The organism is Methylobacterium sp. P1-11 (assembly GCF_008329595.1).
In the GTDB taxonomy this organism is placed as follows: Bacteria; Pseudomonadota; Alphaproteobacteria; order Rhizobiales; family Beijerinckiaceae; genus Methylobacterium.
This window is the reverse complement of record NZ_NPKS01000018.1, coordinates 40,086-56,716: the sequence shown is the minus strand read 5'-3', so window position 1 is coordinate 56,716 and position 16,631 is coordinate 40,086. Positions and strand designations below refer to the sequence as shown.

The following is a 16,631-nucleotide window of genomic DNA, read 5'->3' as shown; positions in this document are numbered from 1 at the left end:
CCGCGATGATCGATCTCAACACGGCAACGGCCGAGGAACTGGACCGCGTGCCGGCGCTGAAGGGCCACGGCTTCGAGATCGTGCGCTATCGGGAGGAACGCGGCCGTTTCACAATCCTGCGGCAGCTCGACGAGGTTCCGGGCCTCAGCGGCAAGACCGACGGCCTCGCGGATCAGATCACGGTCGCGGCAAGCTCTTGACCCATGAGAGGGCCCTTCCTGCGCATGCAGAGAAGGCTGCAACCGTGCGCTGCGACCTATCGATCGCGCGCTCTGGGTCGCGGGTCCTGCCCCGATGCATCGCGGTCGCGTCCGTCCCGGCCGACCGCGCCGCCCTGGGTCGATCTCGGCTGACATGCTTTCGCCGCCTGTCCGTGTGATGGGCTGTGCGAGCGGCAAGACTGCCTCGCGGACCGATCTCGCCCGCACCAGCCCGAGCTTCGAGTAGCAACGATGAACATGCAGGTCGAGAAAGCCCAGGGCCGGCCTCTGAAAGGCATCGACCGGAACACCGTGATCGCGCAGTCGCTGCGGCAGTTCGCGCGCCTGCCCGGCCTTCCCGACACCAAGAAGGGCGTGCGCTCGTATCAGAGCCACGTCAAAAGCGATCCCTGGCTGCCGCTGCTCTTCGTCATCTGCTTCGTCCTGCCGACCCTGGCCGGCGCGATCTATTACGGCCTGATCGCCTCCGACCGCTACGTGACCGAGGCGCGGTTCGCGATCCGTCCGACCGTCGGGACCGCCGACAGGGCGACGCCCGATACGGTCGGCACGAACGCGGGCGTGATCAAGGCGACGGTCGCCCAGGAGACGCTGATCGCACAGGAATACATCCATAGCCGGCCGATGGTCGAAGCCGTCTCGGCAGAACTTCCGATCCGCGAATGGTATGGCCGGGACGACATCGACATGTTCTCCCGCTTCAACCCGGAGAAGCCGATCGAGAAGTTCCTGCGGTACTGGACGCGTCGCGTCGACGTCGACGTCGAATCCGCGTCCGGCATCATGTCGCTCTCTGTCGAGGCCTTCGACCCCGACGAATCGCTTGCCATCACCAAAGCGGTGATGGCCGATATCGAGCGGATGTTGAATGACCTCAGCATGAGGTCCCGCCAGGATGCCCTGGATGTGAGCACGCGTGTCCTGAAGCTCGCCGAGGAGCGGGAGGCCAAGGCCAATGCCGCCCTGAACGAGCTGCGCAACCGTGAGGGGGTGCTGGACGTCATCAAGTCGAACACCGCCACCATCAAGTCGGTATCGGAACTGCGGGAATCGCGCACCAAGCTCGCCGTGCAGTTAGCGGTGCTTCAGCGGGATCTCGGCCCGCAATCCCGCAGCATCATCGACCTGAAGCAGCAGATCGCCGATCTCGACACGAATATCGCGAAGGTTCAGCAGCAGCTGGCCGGCACCGCGCCGACGGAGAAGCGGCGCCTGTCGGACGCGCTCACGCGGTTCGAAGGTCTGGAGCACGAGCGCGAGAACGCTGAGAAATATCACCGCGATGTCCAGCTGGCCTATGACCGGGCCCGCATCGTGGCCCAGCAGCAGGTCGTGGCCCTGGTACCGATCGTCGAGCCCATCAAGGCTGGATCTTCGACCGAGCCGCGACGGATCCTGATGACGAGCATCATCACCGCCGCCGCCGCCGTGCTGTTCGCGGCCGCGATGTTCACTCGGCGTATGCTCATGAATTGACGGTGCCCGGATCGGGGCACGCCCGCGCACGGGCCTGTCCGCATCGGCTACGAAAAGGCCCGCCGCGGCGAACCGGGCGGGCTGAGGGAGTGCTTGGGAGGAAGCGAGACCGTAACGCGCTCTCGACTGGCATGCCAGTTGGCGGAGCGCAGGGCTGGGCTGCGAAATCTCTTGGTCTTCCGGAGGAATACGCGGCCGTCGTTCTCGTTGATCCAATCGGATATGCGGGTCGTGGGACCGCCGACGCCCCGACGGCATCGGGCCGCACAGTCAAGCTTGCCGGTCGGCTCTACAGAAGGCGCAGCGGCCGACCTGTGGAGCCAGCCCTACTTCATCGCCTTCCGCTTCGGTGCGATCCTAGGCCGCCGCCGCTTGGAGCCGGGTTCGCCGCTCGAGACCGTCGATCGTCGCGGTGAGCAGGGACTCGAGTACGTCGCATGCGCCCGGCGGCTCGGCACAGGCCGCGCTTCGGGCGGCCTCCTCAATGGTGCGCAGCCGTGCGACGAGCGCGCGCGCCCCGACATTCGCACTCATCGACCTAAGGCTGTGTGCGGCCCTGGCGATGGCCGGCTGATCCGAGGCGGCGAAGGCCGATCTGAGGATGGCGAGCGCCACCGGGCCCTGCTCCCGATACAGGTCGAGGACGCGCTCGAGAAAGGCGCCGTCGCCCAGGCCGAGCAGACCGTCCAGGACCTCGGCGTCGAGAAGGTCGTCGGCGGCCGGTGCCTCGGGTGGTGCGGCGACCGGTGCGCCAAGCTCCGCCATGCCCGTTTGCGCTGCGGCGGCAGATCCCGTGTCCCGGAGCGCCGGAACATGCGCCTGCAGGAGGTCGGCCAATTGCCGCAGCGTGAACGGCTTCAGGAGCGTTCCGTCCATGCCGGCGGCCTCCGCGGCCTCCGCGGCCTCGCCAAGAACGTGAGCCGTGAGCGCGACGATCGGAATGCGCCGCCCCGTGGCCACCTCGCGCTGTCGGATCGTTCGCGCAGCCGTGAAGCCGTCGAGGACCGGCATGCTGCCGTCCATCAGGATCAGGTCGAAGCGCCGCGCTCCAGCGGCCGCCACCGCCGCGGCCCCGTCCTCGACGGTCACGACCTCGGTCACGCCGCAGCGGGCCAGCGCCTCGAGGGCGACCTCACGGTTGACCGCGCTGTCGTCGGCGACGAGCACCCGCGCAGCCGGAAATTGCGGGAGCCGGTCGGCCGCGACGGCGCCCGCGCTCGACGACGCGAAGGCGCCGCCCGCGGTCAGCGCCGCGAGGAGGGGCTGCCATTCCGCCTGGGTCACGGGCCAGCGCAGCACCGCGTCGGCGAGGCCAGACCGAAGCGCTTGGTCGGCTACGACGTCATCCGGCCCCGCGAGGACCAGCACACGCTCGGCCCGGTCCGGCCGGCGTCCTGCCACCACGAGGGCGGATGCATCGAGGATCCAGTGGGCGGGAGCGCCGCTATCCGCCGTGACCAGTACGAAGCCGGCCGTCCTCAGGCTGGCCGCAAGGGCAGACCGCGTGGCTGGAGCGGCCATGTCCAGCGCGATCGCGGCCGGCACCGCGGTGCGGCGCAGGATCGGGCGGGCGGGTTCTGCGACGGTCACGGGGATACGCGCGCTGAAGGTCGAGCCAGTGCCGACGCGGCTTTCCACCGCCACGGTGCCGCCCATCGCGGCGATGATCTGCCGGGCGATCGACAGCCCAAGGCCGGTGCCGCCGAAGCGGCGGGTCGTCGATTGGTCGGCCTGCGAGAAGGCCGAGAAGATCGTGGCCAGCTTGTCCTGGGGGATGCCGATCCCGGTATCGGTCACCGCGATGACGAGGCATCCGTCGTCGGCATCGATCGCCATCCGGACGGCGACGTGCCCGGCCTCGGTGAACTTCAGCGCGTTCGACACGAAGTTGCTCACCACCTGCCCCAGGCGGACCGGGTCGCCGAGGATCGCCTGGGGTACCTCCGGCGCGACCTCGGCCGCGAGGTCGAGCCCGGCCGCCCGGGCTCGCTCGGCGAAGAGCGTCACCACCGTGTCGGCGATCTCGGCGGGGCTCAGGGGCACGCACTCGAGATCGAGCTTACCCGCCTCGACCTTCGCGAAGTCGAGGATGTCGTTGATGATCGCCAGGAGCGACCTTCCCGAGCGGGCAATGACCTCGGCGTAGCGGCGCTGGCGTGCGGGCAGGTCGGAACTCGCCAGCAGCTCCGCCATGACCAGGACACCGTTCATCGGCGTCCGGATCTCGTGGCTCATCGTCGCCAGGAAGGTCGACTTGGCAGCGTTGGCGGCGTCGGCCGCCTGCTTGGCCTCGCTCAGATCGGCCGTCCGGGCCTGGACCTCCGTTTCGAGGAGGGCGGTGTGGGTGGCGAGGCGATGGTCACGCTCGTTGACCGCAGAGAGCAGATCGTTGAAGGTGCGCGCCAACGCGCCGACCTCGTCGTCGCCCCCCACGGGCGCGCGCTGCGCGTAGTCGTGGCGCAGGCGCACCGCCTCCATGGTGCGGGTGAGGGCGGCCAGCGGGCGTGTGACGCTGCGCTGCAGGTAGACCGAGACACCGATCCCGATCGCGACGGCTAGCAGCGCCGCCAGCGCGGCGTTCTGCGCCGCCGCCCAGATGTGGCCGAGGATGTCGTCGGTCTCGCCGATCAGCACGACCCGGCCGACGGGGCGCCCGTTCTCCAGGATCGGCGCGGTCGCCTGAAGGCTCCGGGTAGCGAGGAGGTTCAGGAGAGAGAGATCCGCGCCGTCCAGGGCGGCGTCCTGTGTCAGGCGAAGGCCGAGGCCCTGCTCCGCGAGGATGGACCCGTCCGGCCGCTCGATCGCGCCGTAGACGATGGACGGCACCTTGCCGATGGCCCGCAGCGACGCGGCCGCGGCGTCGGCATCGTTTTCGGCCGTGGCTCGGGCACCGCCATGCGCGAAGACCTGCGCGACGGCCTCCAGAGCCGCGTGCTTGTCGGCGGCATAGCGGGCGACTTCACGCCAGACCGCCAGGGCGGCGGCCAGGACGAGCGCCGCCGTGACGGCGCCGGTCACCGCCAGCGCCAGCCGGCCGGCCAGAGAGCGTCTCGGCCTGAGCCACGCGAGATGCACGCTCTACTCCTTCAGGCGGCCCGGACAGGCCCGATCGCGGGGAGGGGTGGCAAGAGACCCTATCAGGCGGCCGCGCGGAGGCAGGTTCGCGTCACCGCGTCCCAGCCCGCCAGGAAGGCATCGACGCAGCGCGGGTCGAAGTGGCGGCCGGCTTGGTCCGCCACGAAGGTCCGCGCGCGCTCGAGGGGCCAGGCCGCCTTGTAGGGCCGCTCGGTCACCAGGGCGTCGAACACGTCCGCCACCGCCACGATGCGGCCGGAGAGTGGGATCGCCTCGCCGCTGAGGCCTTTCGGGTAGCCGGTGCCGTCCCAGCGCTCGTGGTGGGTCTCGGCGATCTCGGCGGCGAGGCGCACGACGTCGGAGGTGCTGCCCTCCAGGATCCGCCGGCCGCGCTCGGCATGCTTCTCCATCTCGGCGCGCTCCTCGGAGGTGAGCGGGCCCGGCTTGAGCAGGATCGCGTCGGGAACGCCGATCTTGCCGACATCGTGCATCGTGGAGGCAAGCTTCAGGATCCGGATCTCCGCCGGATCGAAGCCGAGGTTCCCAGCGATGACGCCCACATAGCCGGCCACCCGGGCGATGTGATCGCCGGTATCGGTGTCGCGGTGCTCGGCGGCGCGCATGAGGAGGGCGATGATCTCGCGCTCCCGCGCCTCGATGACCGCGACCGCCGCCGCGACCTCGCGGGCGAGACAGGCGGCCCGGTCCTGCTCCTGCCGGTGGGCCGCGCTGATCTTCATCAGGTTCGTGATGCGCGCCTGGATCTCGACAGGATCGCAGGGCTTGCCGAGGAAGTCGGTGGCGCCGGCGCGCAGGGCCTGGTGGCGCAGGCTGCGCTGGTCGAGACTCGTCACCATCACGATCGGCACATGCGCGAAGCCCGGGATCGTCCGCGCAGCCGCGATGACGTCGAGGCCGGTCAGACCGGGCATGTCGTAATCGGTGACGACGACCCCGATCCGCTCGACATTCGCCCGCAGAAAGTCGAGCGCCGTCACGGGGCTCGTGAAGGCGACCGGCTCGCAATCGGCCACGGGCTTGAGCGCCTGCATGATCAGCAGGTTGTTCATCTCGGAATCGTCGAGGATCAGCGCGAGCACCGTTTCACTCCCGAGCGTCAAGCCATCGACGAAGGGGCGGCATCGCGTCCTCCACTATTGCGACAGCAGCAGCTTACCCGACAGGGGGCCGACCCCTTTGGGCACCGGCACGCTGGTCGAGTCGTAGTTCGCGTTCAGGTACAGGTTCGGGCCCTGGTAGAGATTGACCTGCTGAGCCACGATCACCGTGTAGGCGGACTGGTCGGAGACGGGCTTGCTCGCGTCGATCACCACGCGGCCGGCCGGCAGGTAGAGCGTGCCCAGCATGGTCCGCGCGTTGTCGCTGATGATGCGGTAGGTGCGCATGGGCCTGGTCGCCGCAAGCGGCGGCGGCGTTGGGGCGATCGGGCTCAGCACGTCCCCCAGAACCGCCGTGGTTGGATCCACGGGATCGCTGACCGTGCGGTCCTCCATCATCAGAAGGCCCGCCATGGGTCCGGTGGTCGGCGCCGACAGGCTGACCGTGGTCTTCTTGTCGAAGACGAGGCCGGCCCTGTCGCCGGTGAAGTAGAAGGCGACGTCGGTTCCGGCCATCGCGGCATTCTTGTCGACGATCAGCGGACCGTCCTTCATCACGTAGGTGCCGGCGCGCAGCGTCACGGACGCGTTCTTGGTGATATGCAGGCCGCCGCAATAAGTCCCTGGATCGAGGGTGGCGCTCTGGTCGACGAGATTGCCGCTGGTGTCGCGATTGCTGTTGGCTGAGGACGGGATCGACGAGCATGCGCCGATCGGCGGAGGCGCCCTGTCCTTCAGGGGGTCCTGGATAGGCGGACAGCCCGTCTGCGGCGGCGGCGCGAAATTCGCGCGCGCGCCGTCGAAGCCGCCCGAGGAGCAGATCGTCTGAGCCCGGGCATAGGCGCTGTCCATGCCGACCATGCCGCGCGGGCTCAGCGAGTTGCTGTAGAGCGAGCAATCCAGGGCGGTGACCTCGGCGCTCTTCTCCAGCTCGAAAGCTCCGGGGGCGAGGGGGTCCAGCGTCAAAAGGCACAGGCGCATCTTGCCGACGACGCTGGCCTTGGAGCGAACCGCGACCTTGACGGTCGGCACTCCGACAAAGCCGCCGAAGGCGAGCTTGACGGTCTCGTCGACCGTCACGGCAACGCTGGTCTTGTCGTCCGCGACGTCGACCCGGAGGGCATAAGGGCTCTCTTGTCGCGGCACCGCCTGAGCCTGAATCGTGTCGACCACGATGCTCTTGGCCGCCGTCGAGGTGGAGACGGCAAGTTTGAGGTAGTTGCCCGCCGCCAGGACGCCGGCATCGGCCGCGTTCTGGAGCTGGCTGCGCCGGGCGGCGAGGCGGGCGTAGTCGACGCCGCCGCCGGTCAGGCCGAGCAGCACCACGGCGCTCAAGCCGAAGGTCAGGGCTACCGAGCCGGACCGGTCCGCCAGGGCGCGCGAACCGATACGGAGCGCTCTCCAGAAGGCGGAAATGGGCTGTTCTCCCTGGAGGATCGGATCGGCTAAAGCAGCGGCTTCAGCCGCCCGCCCGAAGGTTTAGGGCCCAGCTCCTAAGAATCCGTCGCGCTGATGCCCCACAAAGCTATCGTGGCTCGAACGAGCCTTGTTTCAGTGTAAACAAATTCTAAACGCGGCCCTGTTGAAGCCCGGCGCTGCGCGAATAGCTGATTGTGTGGTATTCCTCAAGCTGATCGAGTCCGGCAATACATATAAACGAGGCGCACACGACAAGATAGTGGAGGAGTTTTGATGCGCCCCGGGAAAGGCGGCAAATAGCACTCGGATTCGAACGGTTTTTAAACGGCCGCACGGGTACCGTGTTTTGCCCGCGCCACTGTGGCGGGACGGCGGCAGGCTCAGGACCTGCAGAGTTCGTGTGTCATGATGGGCATCTTGCGACGCCGCGCGACTGTCCGCCGTCCACGCAAATCCGGCAGCCGTACCGGCATGGCTGGACGCGTCGGGCGGTTCGCCGGCCATCGGGCCGGTGCCTCAGCGGTTGAGTTCGCGCTTCTGGCCGCACCGTTCCTGGCGCTTCTGGGCGTCGTAGCGGAATCCGGCGTCGTAGCCATCGAGCAGCAGACGCTCGACATCGCGGTCGACCGCAGCGTCCGACAGTTGCGCACCGGCACCTTTCACGACGGGTCCGACGGCAGCGATCCGAGCCAGCGCCTCCGCAAGATCGTCTGCGCCGGCCCGTCGGCGTTGTTCCCCTGCGCCGATCTGCGCCTAGACGTATCGCGAGCAGCCTCGTACTCGACGTCGCAACCGGCGGAGCCGTTCGACAAAACCACGAAGACCTGGGCGACCGGCTTCGGCACGCGGTTCGAATGTCCCCAGGGCGGCGATACGATAACAGTCCGGGTTGCTGTCCCCGTGATGCGCCTGTTTCGAATGCTGGATTTCACCGGTCGGATCATGTCCGACAAGTCGCAGCTGTTGGTCACGACCGAGATCTTCAGGGCCGAGGATTACGAGCCCAAACCGTGCTGACTGGTCGTCTCCGCGCCGGCCTGATCCGCCTCATCGGCAACCGGGACGGCGTCAGCGCGATCGAGTTCAGCATGATCGCCCCGATCCTGCTGCTGATCCTGATGGGATCGATCGAACTGCCTCGCGCCTACATGATCGGCAAACGCCTCGACAATGCAACGGCCACGATGGCGGATCTGATCTCCCGTGGCAGCTACGCCGACCTCAAGCCGATCTTCGCCGCGACGGGCGCGATCTCGAACCCCTACGACGTGAGCAGTGCCAGCATCGTGCTGACGGCGGCGGGCACCTACAGCAACGGCAGCTCGCCGACGACCAAGGTCTGCTCAAGTGCTGAATCCAACGGCCAAGCCTACACCGCCGGCGCCTCGCTGGGGGCACCGCCCGCCGGAATGACCCGGAACGGCGACCGCTTCGTCATGTCGGAAGTGACGATGGTCTATCGTCCGATCTTTCCGGTCCTCTCGAAAATGACCAGTTGGACCTTCCGATACAAGAAGGTCTGGCCGATGCGCGGTGGCGATATCTACAACGGACAGAGCGAAGTGGTTCTGCCCGGCGGCAAGCCCTGCCCAGCCTGACCGGCGGGCACACAGATTCCGGGCGGACGCGTGCCGGACCGGATTTGCTGCCGGCGCCACTGGATCATCCGGTGGCGCCGGATCATGGCCACGGCCCGCTTCAGCGGGTCGAGACCGCGGCGGCGACGACCCGCCGCGAGGCCGGGCTCGCGGGGACGAGGCGCGGCGTCGTGCTCAGCTCGGAGGCCGGCCTGACGGCGGCCGTGGGACGAGCCTGCTCACGATAGATCGGCGGTGTCAGCGCAATGGTCTCATCGGCCAGGGCGGTGCCGATCATCGGAGCGGCGGCGAGGGCGGCGATAACGATGGTGCGAATGGTCATGGTGTGACAACCTCTCGTTGTCCGGGTCCTACCCGGCTTCGAGGGGTTATCTACGTTGCGGAGCAACATGATCCAAACAAATGCGATCGATACTCCATATTGATCTCGTCGATATGGAGGCGAGATCGTCGGATCTAGGTCGAGTCTGGAATCCGCGTGGCTCGCATTCTGCATGTCCTCGCTCATGCACCGCGCTGGTCGTGGAAGAGGGAAGCCGCGCCAGACCATAACGGGTGACGGACAGCGCAAACGGAACACCCAAGTTAATACAAAATTAAAACTCACCCGCGAAGGTCGGGACCGCGGCCTAAAATCCGTTAACCGCCAGTGGCTTAGCACGTAAAATTTTATCTTTCGCGCGGAAGGAGACAACCCGTTGCTGGTTGCTGCCCTGCTCTTTGCGGTGGGCATGTGGGAGGGCTGGCGGTATCGGGCAGCGGTTTTGATGGCCAGCTCGATGCTGGTCAGCCTCGCTTGGCTGAGCCTCTGGGTCTTCGTCTGGGCACATCTCGACGCCGAGAAGATCCTGCTGTTGTTTGCCTATCTGACAGCACTTCAGGCTGGTTACCTCGTCGGGGCCTATCTGAGCGCCGACACCGATCCGAACCGCTGACCGGATCTGTGGCGATGTTGAGGAGGAATCGGGAATGCCAGCGGCCGTCCGCGGCACCGGCCGGCTGCCTACCGTTCAGCGGCCGAACTCGACCGGAATGCTGAGATCGACGATCCCGGCCTCACCCAGGAGTGCGGCGGGCGGCACGGGGGCCGGGCTGATCCTCTGCACGGCGCGGAGCGCGCGCTGATCGAGCTTCGGCGAGCCCGAACTCTGCTCGATCTCCGCGGCCTGCACCGCCCCGTCCGGGGCGATCTGCACATGGACGAGTACGGTTCCACGACCCCGGCCGGGAGCCTGTCGGGTCTCGGCACGGTCGGCGGCATCGATCCGTGTGACGAGTTCCGAGAGCCACGCTCGCGCGGCCGGTCCCGGGGCGCTCCGCGCCCCAGCCACCCCGGGTGCCAGGATCAGGCCGAATACGACGGAAGCGGATTTGACGACGCGCGGCGACATGGGAAAAGGGCGGCTCCCTGAGCCTGGATCGAGGGCCGACCCTACCCGCAGAGGCGGGTCTCCTGCGACCCCGATCACCGGTCGCCGTCACGAGACTGCGGTGGATTTCCGGCCCTTCGGGCCCGCGGCGGCCAGCATGACGTCGTCGCTGCCGACCTCGATACCGGTATAGCCCAGCATCTCCGCGAGCTGCGTCCGGGCCCGCCAGACCCGGCTCTTCACGGTGCCGATCCGGCACTGCATGACGGCGGCGGTCTCCTCGTAGGTGAGGTTCTCGATTGCCACGAGCACCAGCGCCTGCCGCATCGGCGGCGCCAAGCGGTCGAGGGCAGCCTGCACGTCGCTCAGGTCGAGATGGCCCCCTTGCTCGGGCAGTGACACCATCCGCTCCGCCTGGGCGCCATCCTCGTCCTGCACCTCGCGCCCGCGCTTGCGGTGCTCGTTGTAGAACTGATTGCGCATGATCGTGAACAGCCAGGCTTCCAAGTTCGTGCCCGGCGCGAAGCTGGCACGGGAGCGCCAGGCCCGCAGAAGCGTGTTCTGCAACAGGTCGTCGGCACCGACATGGCTACGCAGAAGCGAGCGCGCGAAGCGCTGTAGGTTCGGCACCATGGCCAGGAGCGCAGTCTGGAACGCCTTCTCGCGGCCGTCCTGCACCCGGCCGAAGGCGCCGTCCAGCAACCTCAGCAGTTCGGCGAAGCGATCCGCGATGGTTGGCTCGACGTTATCCTGCGCGTAGGTCGCCGCAAGCAGATGGCCGAGATGATACTGCACGCTGTCCGGGAGCCGGGGCGCCTGCGTGTCGATTGTATCAGCGTCGAGCGAGAGTTCGAGCATGATAGCCGATCACCTGAATGGGATGAAAATGCGAGCGCTGCTACTAATCCCTGATCACACTAAATCTGCCGCAACATAGATCAGCGGCCCGGCATATATCCGAACGGATATATGCTTGATTCTCCGACAATCGCGCCAGATATGGAAACAGGAAAAGGGGCTTCGGTGAGGACATACGTGCCGGAAAACTGCTCACTGCGCATCCGGATCTGCGGCAGCGCATTCAATAATTTCGCCACTGCGAAGGGGGATCCTGACCGTAGCGTGGGTCCGACCGACCGGACCGGAGGTTCGCGCCTATGACCAGGCTCTCGGATCTCGAGCACGACCCTGCTTTCCAAGAGGCTGTCCTCGCAGTACGGGGTGCGGCCAGCACCTTGAGCGGCCGGGCCGTGACCGTGGAGGAGGCACGCTTCCTCGTCGGCATCGCCCTGACCACCTTCGCCCATGCCGGTGGCCTTGAGGAGCCGAGCCGGAGCCGGCTCGCCCGCTTTTCGGAGCGTATCGGGCCGGGCACGGTCGTCGAGACGCTGACCAAGCACTGAGCTGCAGACCAAACGAGGCGCTGGGGCCGGCGACCCGCACGCCTAACCGGCCTCCGCCATCGCGGCCCGCAGAACCCGGAGGAGGTCCGCCATCACCGCCTCCCGGTCCTGATCGCGGGCAGCCAGGCGGAGCCCCTCGGTGACATGCTGGTCGATGATCAGCAGGCCGACTTCGCGCAGAGCCGCCGTCATGGCCCGGATCTGTTGGATCTCGTCCAGGCAGTGCCGGTCGGCCTCGACCATCGCCCGCAGGCCCCGAACTTGTCCCTCGATCCGCCCCAGCCGCCGGATCAGCGGCGTGCGCTCCGCCTCGGTTCGGACGAGACAGACACGACCATCGACGACTGTGCCGCTTGTCACCGTTCTGCAAGCCACTTGTTTTGGGTCTACGCCCGCGTCGTTGCACGCCGGGGCATAGCCCTCTCCGATGGAGGCGCCCCGGCCGGGAGGCGGACCGGCCGGGGCGCCGAGCCGATCAGCCGATCTGCTGGGATTGCGCGCCGCTGTCGGGGCGTGCCGGGCCGAGTACCGGCTCCTCGCCCATCGGCTGGTTCTGGACGACGCTGAACTCGCCCTTGCCGTCGAGCGACGGGCCTTGTGTCCAGCGGCCGGCCGGGGGCGGTGAGCCATCTGCCGACGTCGAGAAGAAGTTTTAGTTGAACTTCTGGTTCTCCTCGCTCTGCGGGAAGGAGTTCGGGATCGGCAGCGTGCCTTCGTGGCCGCCGAGTTCCTCGATCACCGACAGCCATTGCTGCTGGTGCATCGTGTCGCGGGCGATGAGGAAGCTCCACATGTCCCGCATGCCGGCATCGTTCGTGGCATTGTAGAGCCGCACCGCCAGAATGCGGCCCGTCGCCTCGGCAGCGACGTTGCAATACATGTCAGCTGCGATGTTGCCGCTGGCGTAGATGTGGCTCATGTCGAAGGGCAGGCCGTCGGAATTGCCCGGGAAGGCGGCCATGCCGGTGGACAGCAGCGTCTTGTGCAGCATGCCCTCGGCGATGTGGCGCGGGTTCTCACCGCCCATCACGGCCCCGACGATGGCGTCGGCGGCCCCGGCCTCCTGCACCTTGGTGGGCGCGGTCTCAAGGTTCATCGCCACCGCGGTCGCGAGCATCTCGATATGGCCGATCTCCTCGGTGGCCGTATTGAGCAGCATGTCGCGGTATTTCGTGGTCGGAGCGCGGTTGCCCCAGGCCTGGAAGAAGTACTGGAAACAGACTCGGATCTCGCCCTCGATGCCGCCGATCGCCTGCTGGAGCATGCGGGCGTAGATCGGGTCCGGGCTGTCGACCTTGACCGGGTACTGAAGCCGCTTGTCGTGATAGTACATATTGTCTGTCCCTCGCGAGAGGCACGGCGTGCTCAAGCCCACCGCACGATCGGCCACCGGCCCGGTACTCCGTGGGAGCATCGAGCCTCGCACCCTGTTCAACTCCGCTTTGAGACTCCGGTTCGATCTTCGGCGATATTTATAACGATCTATTTCCAGCATAACCTATTTTATTATGCCATGTCAGGCTATTGTCGGGGAAAATCCCAGGACACGGCGACGCTTAAGAGACGGCAATTACATGATTTATGTTATGGATAACACATCCATGTTAGCCTAGCGCGCGAAACGCCGGCCGGCGGGATATGTTTTCTGGCCGCACGGGTGCCGCCGGCGCTTCGTCCGAGCGTCCGAGGCGCACCCGCGCCGCGCAAGGTTCGGAGTCACCGTCAGGAGTGGGCAGCCGGGCCTCGGATTGGTGCCGCCGCTCTCGTCATCCCGGAACCGCGGCCTCGGGGCCGTGCCGAGTCGAAGCCCGCGGGAGCTTACAGGAGCCCTGTGCGCCGGGCGAGCATCATCCCGAAGGCGAGGCAGGCGGCGAGGCTGACAGCCAGCATGGCGACATTCGTCCAGAACCGAACCGGCCGGCTGGAACCGTCGATCCCGCTGGCACGCAGCCGGACCCACGGAACGTAGAGGTAGAGTGCGACCACAGTCAGGATCAGGAACGCGAATGTGGCAATCCGGCCGGTGATCAGGGCCGCGCCCGCCAAGGTCGCCCAGCCGAAGACGAGGCCGAGCATGGTGAACAAGGCTGTCGAGTTCACGTCCGCACGTCCTCTTCAGCGCATGATGTCAGCCTGATCGCCGCTGCGGGCCTCTGTCTGCAACAGCTTCCGCTCGGGAATCCGAAGCATCGTCCAGACGGGCCGCGAGAAAGGATCGAACCCTCGCTCTCAACCTATATCTTATTGAGAAACAAAGAGTTAGTCCCAGACCTCCCGTGCTTTGTGTGGAAATCCAGTGTGCTTGTCAAGCGGACGTGACGCGTCCCAGATGGAGTGGCCCGCTCCGAGATGTGGCTTCTAAGCGAGTACAAGGACGGTTGGGAACGAAGCCGCACAAGCCTGCGGACGTGAGCCCCACGCAGTGGCCGGAGGATAGGCTGGTGTCTCAAGGCCGGAGCGTCGGGGCGCGATCCGCTGAATGGCGTGACGCGGAAGCCTATGTCGGCGGGCGTGAGGCGTAAGGCGGCCAGAAGAGCGACGAGATTCGGCGCGTGAGGGATCTGGCGGCGCGCCGGGTTCAAGGTGCCGGGCCGTCAGACGAAGAGGTGACCGCTGCGGTACGAGAGCAGCCCCTGTCTGCGGCGACGGTCGGAGCGACGCCGCATCATGGCCGCAGGTTCCGGATGCTCATTGCGGTCGGCAGGTCCATGCGGAACTCATCCGCGATCCGCGTCACTCGTAAGCTGCGCTATCAGGTGCACGGACCGTCACTTCCGCAGCGGCACGCCCTTCGTGGTGAATCGGGGCCCGCCGCCCGTGTAGCGGGGGCGCGGCTGGCCTCCCGTCCTGCCCGCCCCCGCGCCGGTTCCCGGCGGCTGCGAGAACGGCACGAGTTGGTCCGGCCGCGGCCCGATGAGATCCGCGCGGCCCATCTCGCGCAAAGCCTCGCGCAGCAGGGGCCAGTTCTCGGGATCGTGGTAGCGCAGGAACGCCTTGTGCAGCCGCCGCTGGCGCAGCCCCTTGATCGCCTCGACCGGCTCGCTGCCGCCGCGCCGCACGCCCCGCAGGGTGTTGATCTCGGTGTGATACATGGCCGTGGCGGTCGCCATCGGCGAGGGCAGGAACGTCTGGACCTGGTCGGCGCGGTAGTTGTTCGCCTTGAGCCAGAGCGCGAGGTGCATCATGTCCTCGTCGGTCGTGCCCGGATGCGCCGCGATGAAGTACGGGATGAGGTAGTACTTCTTGCCCGCCTCCTTGGCGGCGGCGTCGAACATCTCCTTGAAGCGGTCGTAGGTGCCGATCCCCGGCTTCATCATCTTGTCGAGGGGGCCGCGCTCGGTGTGCTCGGGCGCGATCTTCAGGCGGCCGCCGACGTGGTGGGTCACGAGCTCCTTGATGTATTCGGGGCTCTTGACCGCGAGGTCGTAGCGGACGCCGGAGGCGACCATCACCTTCTTGACGCCCTTCACCTCGCGGACCTTGCGGTAGAGGCGGATCAGGTCGTCGTGCGAGGTGTTCAGGTTCGGGCAGATGTCCGGGAACACGCAGGACGGCAGCCGGCACGCCGCCTCGATCTTCGGGTCTTTGCAGGCCATCCGGTACATGTTCGCCGTCGGTCCCCCGACATCCGAGATCACGCCCGTGAAGCCCGGCGTCTTGTCGCGGATCCGCTCGATCTCGCGCAGGATCGAGCCCTCCGAGCGGTTCTGGATGACGCGGCCCTCGTGCTCCGTGATGGAGCAGAAGGTGCAGCCGCCGAAGCAGCCGCGCATGATCGTCACCGAGAACTTGATCATGTCCCAGGCGGGGATCTTCGCGTCGCCGTAGGACGGGTGGGGCGCGCGGGCGTAGGGCAGGTCGTAGACCGCGTCCATCTCGTCGCTGGTCAGCGGGATCGGCGGCGGGTTGAGCCACAAGTCGCGGTCGCCGTGGCGCTGGACGAGCGGGCGCGCGTTGCCGGGATTGGCCTCCCGGTGCAGGACGCGCGAGGCGCGGGCATAGGCCTCCTTGTCGTCCTTGACCTGCTCGTAGGCGGGGAGCCGGATCACGGTCTCGCCGGGCCGGCGGGTCGCGGCCTCGTCCGTCGAGTCGAGATCGTCGGCGGGCAGCTCGGTGTAATGACCGGGCACGCGGCGGAACAGGGCGACGCCCCGGATCGCATCGAGTTCGTGCGGCGCCTCCCCGGCCGCGAGGCGGTTCGCCACCTCGACTACGGCGCGCTCGGCATTGCCGTAGAGGAGCAGATCCGCCTTCGCGTCCGCCAGGATGGAGCGGCGCACCTTGTCGGACCAGTAATCGTAATGCGCGATGCGGCGCAGTGAGGCCTCGATACCGCCGAGCACGATCGGCACGTCCTTGTAGGCCTCGCGGCAGCGCTGCGTGTAGACGATGGTGCAGCGGTCCGGGCGCCGGCCGCCTTCGCCGCCGGCCGTGTAGGCGTCGTCGTGCCGCAGCCGCCGGTCCGCCGTGTAGCGGTTCACCATCGAATCGAGGTTGCCGCCGGTGACGCCGAAGAACAGCCTCGGCCTGCCCAAGGCCTTGAACGGCTCCGCCGAATGCCAGTCGGGCTGGGCGATGATGCCGACCCGGAAGCCCTGCGCTTCGAGCAGCCGGCCGATGATGGCCATGCCGAAGCTGGGATGATCCACGTAGGCGTCACCCGTCACCAGCACGATGTCGCAGGATTCCCACCCGAGCGCCGCCATCTCGCTGCGGCTCATCGGCAGGAACGGCGCCGCCTTTGCGGTCGGTGACGGTTTACAGGCGAAGGGAGCCAAGGATTGTTTGGCGGAAGCTCGGATTTCCATGGGATCCATGCATAGTCCGCCGGGACCGCGAGCTCAATGAATCGCAAAGGTGTGACGGGAATCACCGCCGTATCAGAGCGGTTGAGCCTTGCCGCCCACCTGCGCCTGAAGCGTTTCCGCGATGGCAAACCTACCGTGGGCGA

General features: G+C 67.3%; 16 protein-coding genes and 1 pseudogene. 6 read left to right on the top strand and 11 right to left on the bottom strand.

The features are described from left to right. Positions 1 to 5: 5 nt before the first annotated feature. Positions 6 to 200, top strand: a complete 195-nt coding sequence (locus CIW48_RS18815) for a helix-hairpin-helix domain-containing protein (protein WP_149312124.1) — start codon at positions 6 to 8, stop codon at positions 198 to 200. 252 nt (positions 201 to 452) lie between these two features. Beyond that, on the top strand, positions 453 to 1,697 hold the full coding sequence (locus tag CIW48_RS18810) for a capsule biosynthesis protein (RefSeq protein WP_149312123.1): 1,245 nt from the start codon (positions 453 to 455) through the stop codon (positions 1,695 to 1,697). A gap of 357 nt (positions 1,698 to 2,054) precedes the next feature. Here the strand turns inward: CIW48_RS18810 and CIW48_RS18805 are convergent, their stop codons facing one another. The 3 genes from CIW48_RS18805 to CIW48_RS18795 form a co-directional block, all read right to left on the bottom strand. Then, complete coding sequence (locus tag CIW48_RS18805; RefSeq protein ID WP_149312122.1) at positions 2,055 to 4,772, bottom strand: ATP-binding protein; 2,718 nt, start codon at positions 4,770 to 4,772, stop codon at positions 2,055 to 2,057. Between the two features lie 62 nt (positions 4,773 to 4,834). Continuing rightward, a complete protein-coding gene (locus tag CIW48_RS18800) occupies positions 4,835 to 5,872 on the bottom strand; it encodes an HD domain-containing phosphohydrolase (protein ID WP_149312121.1) in 1,038 nt (345 codons plus the stop codon). Positions 5,873 to 5,926: 54 nt separating this feature from the next. Beyond that, positions 5,927 to 7,237 carry a Tad domain-containing protein gene (locus CIW48_RS18795; protein ID WP_149312120.1) on the bottom strand — a complete coding sequence of 437 codons (1,311 nt, stop codon included), beginning with the start codon at positions 7,235 to 7,237 and terminating at the stop codon, positions 5,927 to 5,929. Between the two features lie 480 nt (positions 7,238 to 7,717). Here CIW48_RS18795 and CIW48_RS18790 point away from each other — a divergent pair, with 480 nt between their 5' ends. Then, positions 7,718 to 8,326: a TadE/TadG family type IV pilus assembly protein gene (locus CIW48_RS18790; RefSeq protein ID WP_246695324.1), complete on the top strand. Its 609-nt coding sequence runs from the start codon at positions 7,718 to 7,720 to the stop codon at positions 8,324 to 8,326. Then, complete coding sequence (locus CIW48_RS18785; RefSeq protein ID WP_149312119.1) at positions 8,320 to 8,907, top strand: TadE/TadG family type IV pilus assembly protein; 588 nt, start codon at positions 8,320 to 8,322, stop codon at positions 8,905 to 8,907. Before CIW48_RS18790 ends, CIW48_RS18785 begins: the two co-directional genes overlap by 7 nt. A 100-nt stretch (positions 8,908 to 9,007) precedes the next feature. Here CIW48_RS18785 and CIW48_RS18780 read toward each other — a convergent pair whose 3' ends face one another. Next, a complete protein-coding gene (locus tag CIW48_RS18780) occupies positions 9,008 to 9,229 on the bottom strand; it encodes a hypothetical protein (protein WP_091776669.1) in 222 nt (73 codons plus the stop codon). A gap of 376 nt (positions 9,230 to 9,605) precedes the next feature. On the opposite strand from CIW48_RS18780, the gene CIW48_RS18775 reads away from it, so the two are divergent. Beyond that, positions 9,606 to 9,842 carry a hypothetical protein gene (locus tag CIW48_RS18775; RefSeq protein WP_149312118.1) on the top strand — a complete coding sequence of 79 codons (237 nt, stop codon included), beginning with the start codon at positions 9,606 to 9,608 and terminating at the stop codon, positions 9,840 to 9,842. A 75-nt stretch (positions 9,843 to 9,917) separates the two neighbouring features. Here CIW48_RS18775 and CIW48_RS18770 read toward each other — a convergent pair whose 3' ends face one another. From CIW48_RS18770 to CIW48_RS33735, 3 genes are all read right to left on the bottom strand, one after another. After that, positions 9,918 to 10,298, bottom strand: a complete 381-nt coding sequence (locus CIW48_RS18770; protein WP_149312117.1) for a TonB family protein — start codon at positions 10,296 to 10,298, stop codon at positions 9,918 to 9,920. 87 nt (positions 10,299 to 10,385) lie between these two features. Beyond that, positions 10,386 to 11,135: a sigma-70 family RNA polymerase sigma factor gene (locus CIW48_RS18765; protein ID WP_149312116.1), complete on the bottom strand. Its 750-nt coding sequence runs from the start codon at positions 11,133 to 11,135 to the stop codon at positions 10,386 to 10,388. An 80-nt stretch (positions 11,136 to 11,215) separates the two neighbouring features. After that, complete coding sequence (locus tag CIW48_RS33735) at positions 11,216 to 11,374, bottom strand: hypothetical protein (protein WP_207105491.1); 159 nt, start codon at positions 11,372 to 11,374, stop codon at positions 11,216 to 11,218. A gap of 60 nt (positions 11,375 to 11,434) precedes the next feature. Between CIW48_RS33735 and CIW48_RS18760 the strand changes: the two genes are divergently transcribed. Beyond that, positions 11,435 to 11,680: a hypothetical protein gene (locus tag CIW48_RS18760; RefSeq protein WP_091776676.1), complete on the top strand. Its 246-nt coding sequence runs from the start codon at positions 11,435 to 11,437 to the stop codon at positions 11,678 to 11,680. A gap of 42 nt (positions 11,681 to 11,722) precedes the next feature. Here CIW48_RS18760 and CIW48_RS18755 read toward each other — a convergent pair whose 3' ends face one another. From CIW48_RS18755 to CIW48_RS18740, 4 genes and pseudogenes are all read right to left on the bottom strand, one after another. Continuing rightward, positions 11,723 to 11,974: a metal-sensitive transcriptional regulator gene (locus CIW48_RS18755; RefSeq protein ID WP_348645134.1), complete on the bottom strand. Its 252-nt coding sequence runs from the start codon at positions 11,972 to 11,974 to the stop codon at positions 11,723 to 11,725. Between the two features lie 181 nt (positions 11,975 to 12,155). Beyond that, positions 12,156 to 13,013: pseudogene (locus tag CIW48_RS18750) on the bottom strand (manganese catalase family protein). Positions 13,014 to 13,498: 485 nt separating this feature from the next. Continuing rightward, complete coding sequence (locus CIW48_RS18745) at positions 13,499 to 13,780, bottom strand: hypothetical protein (protein WP_091776682.1); 282 nt, start codon at positions 13,778 to 13,780, stop codon at positions 13,499 to 13,501. A gap of 668 nt (positions 13,781 to 14,448) precedes the next feature. Beyond that, entirely contained in the window at positions 14,449 to 16,488 is a 2,040-nt protein-coding gene (locus CIW48_RS18740; protein ID WP_149312114.1) for a YgiQ family radical SAM protein, read from the bottom strand. Positions 16,489 to 16,631: the final 143 nt, after the last annotated feature.

Coding starts and splice junctions, on each gene's coding strand:
- CIW48_RS18790 (WP_246695324.1), top strand. CDS start 7,718: ATGGGCATCTTGCGACGCCGCGCGACTGTCCGCCGTCCACGCAAATCC.
- CIW48_RS18770 (WP_149312117.1), bottom strand. CDS start 10,298: ATGTCGCCGCGCGTCGTCAAATCCGCTTCCGTCGTATTCGGCCTGATC.
- CIW48_RS18810 (WP_149312123.1), top strand. CDS start 453: ATGAACATGCAGGTCGAGAAAGCCCAGGGCCGGCCTCTGAAAGGCATC.
- CIW48_RS18780 (WP_091776669.1), bottom strand. CDS start 9,229: ATGACCATTCGCACCATCGTTATCGCCGCCCTCGCCGCCGCTCCGATG.
- CIW48_RS18740 (WP_149312114.1), bottom strand. CDS start 16,488: ATGGAAATCCGAGCTTCCGCCAAACAATCCTTGGCTCCCTTCGCCTGT.
- CIW48_RS18760 (WP_091776676.1), top strand. CDS start 11,435: ATGACCAGGCTCTCGGATCTCGAGCACGACCCTGCTTTCCAAGAGGCT.
- CIW48_RS18815 (WP_149312124.1), top strand. CDS start 6: ATGATCGATCTCAACACGGCAACGGCCGAGGAACTGGACCGCGTGCCG.
- CIW48_RS18765 (WP_149312116.1), bottom strand. CDS start 11,135: ATGCTCGAACTCTCGCTCGACGCTGATACAATCGACACGCAGGCGCCC.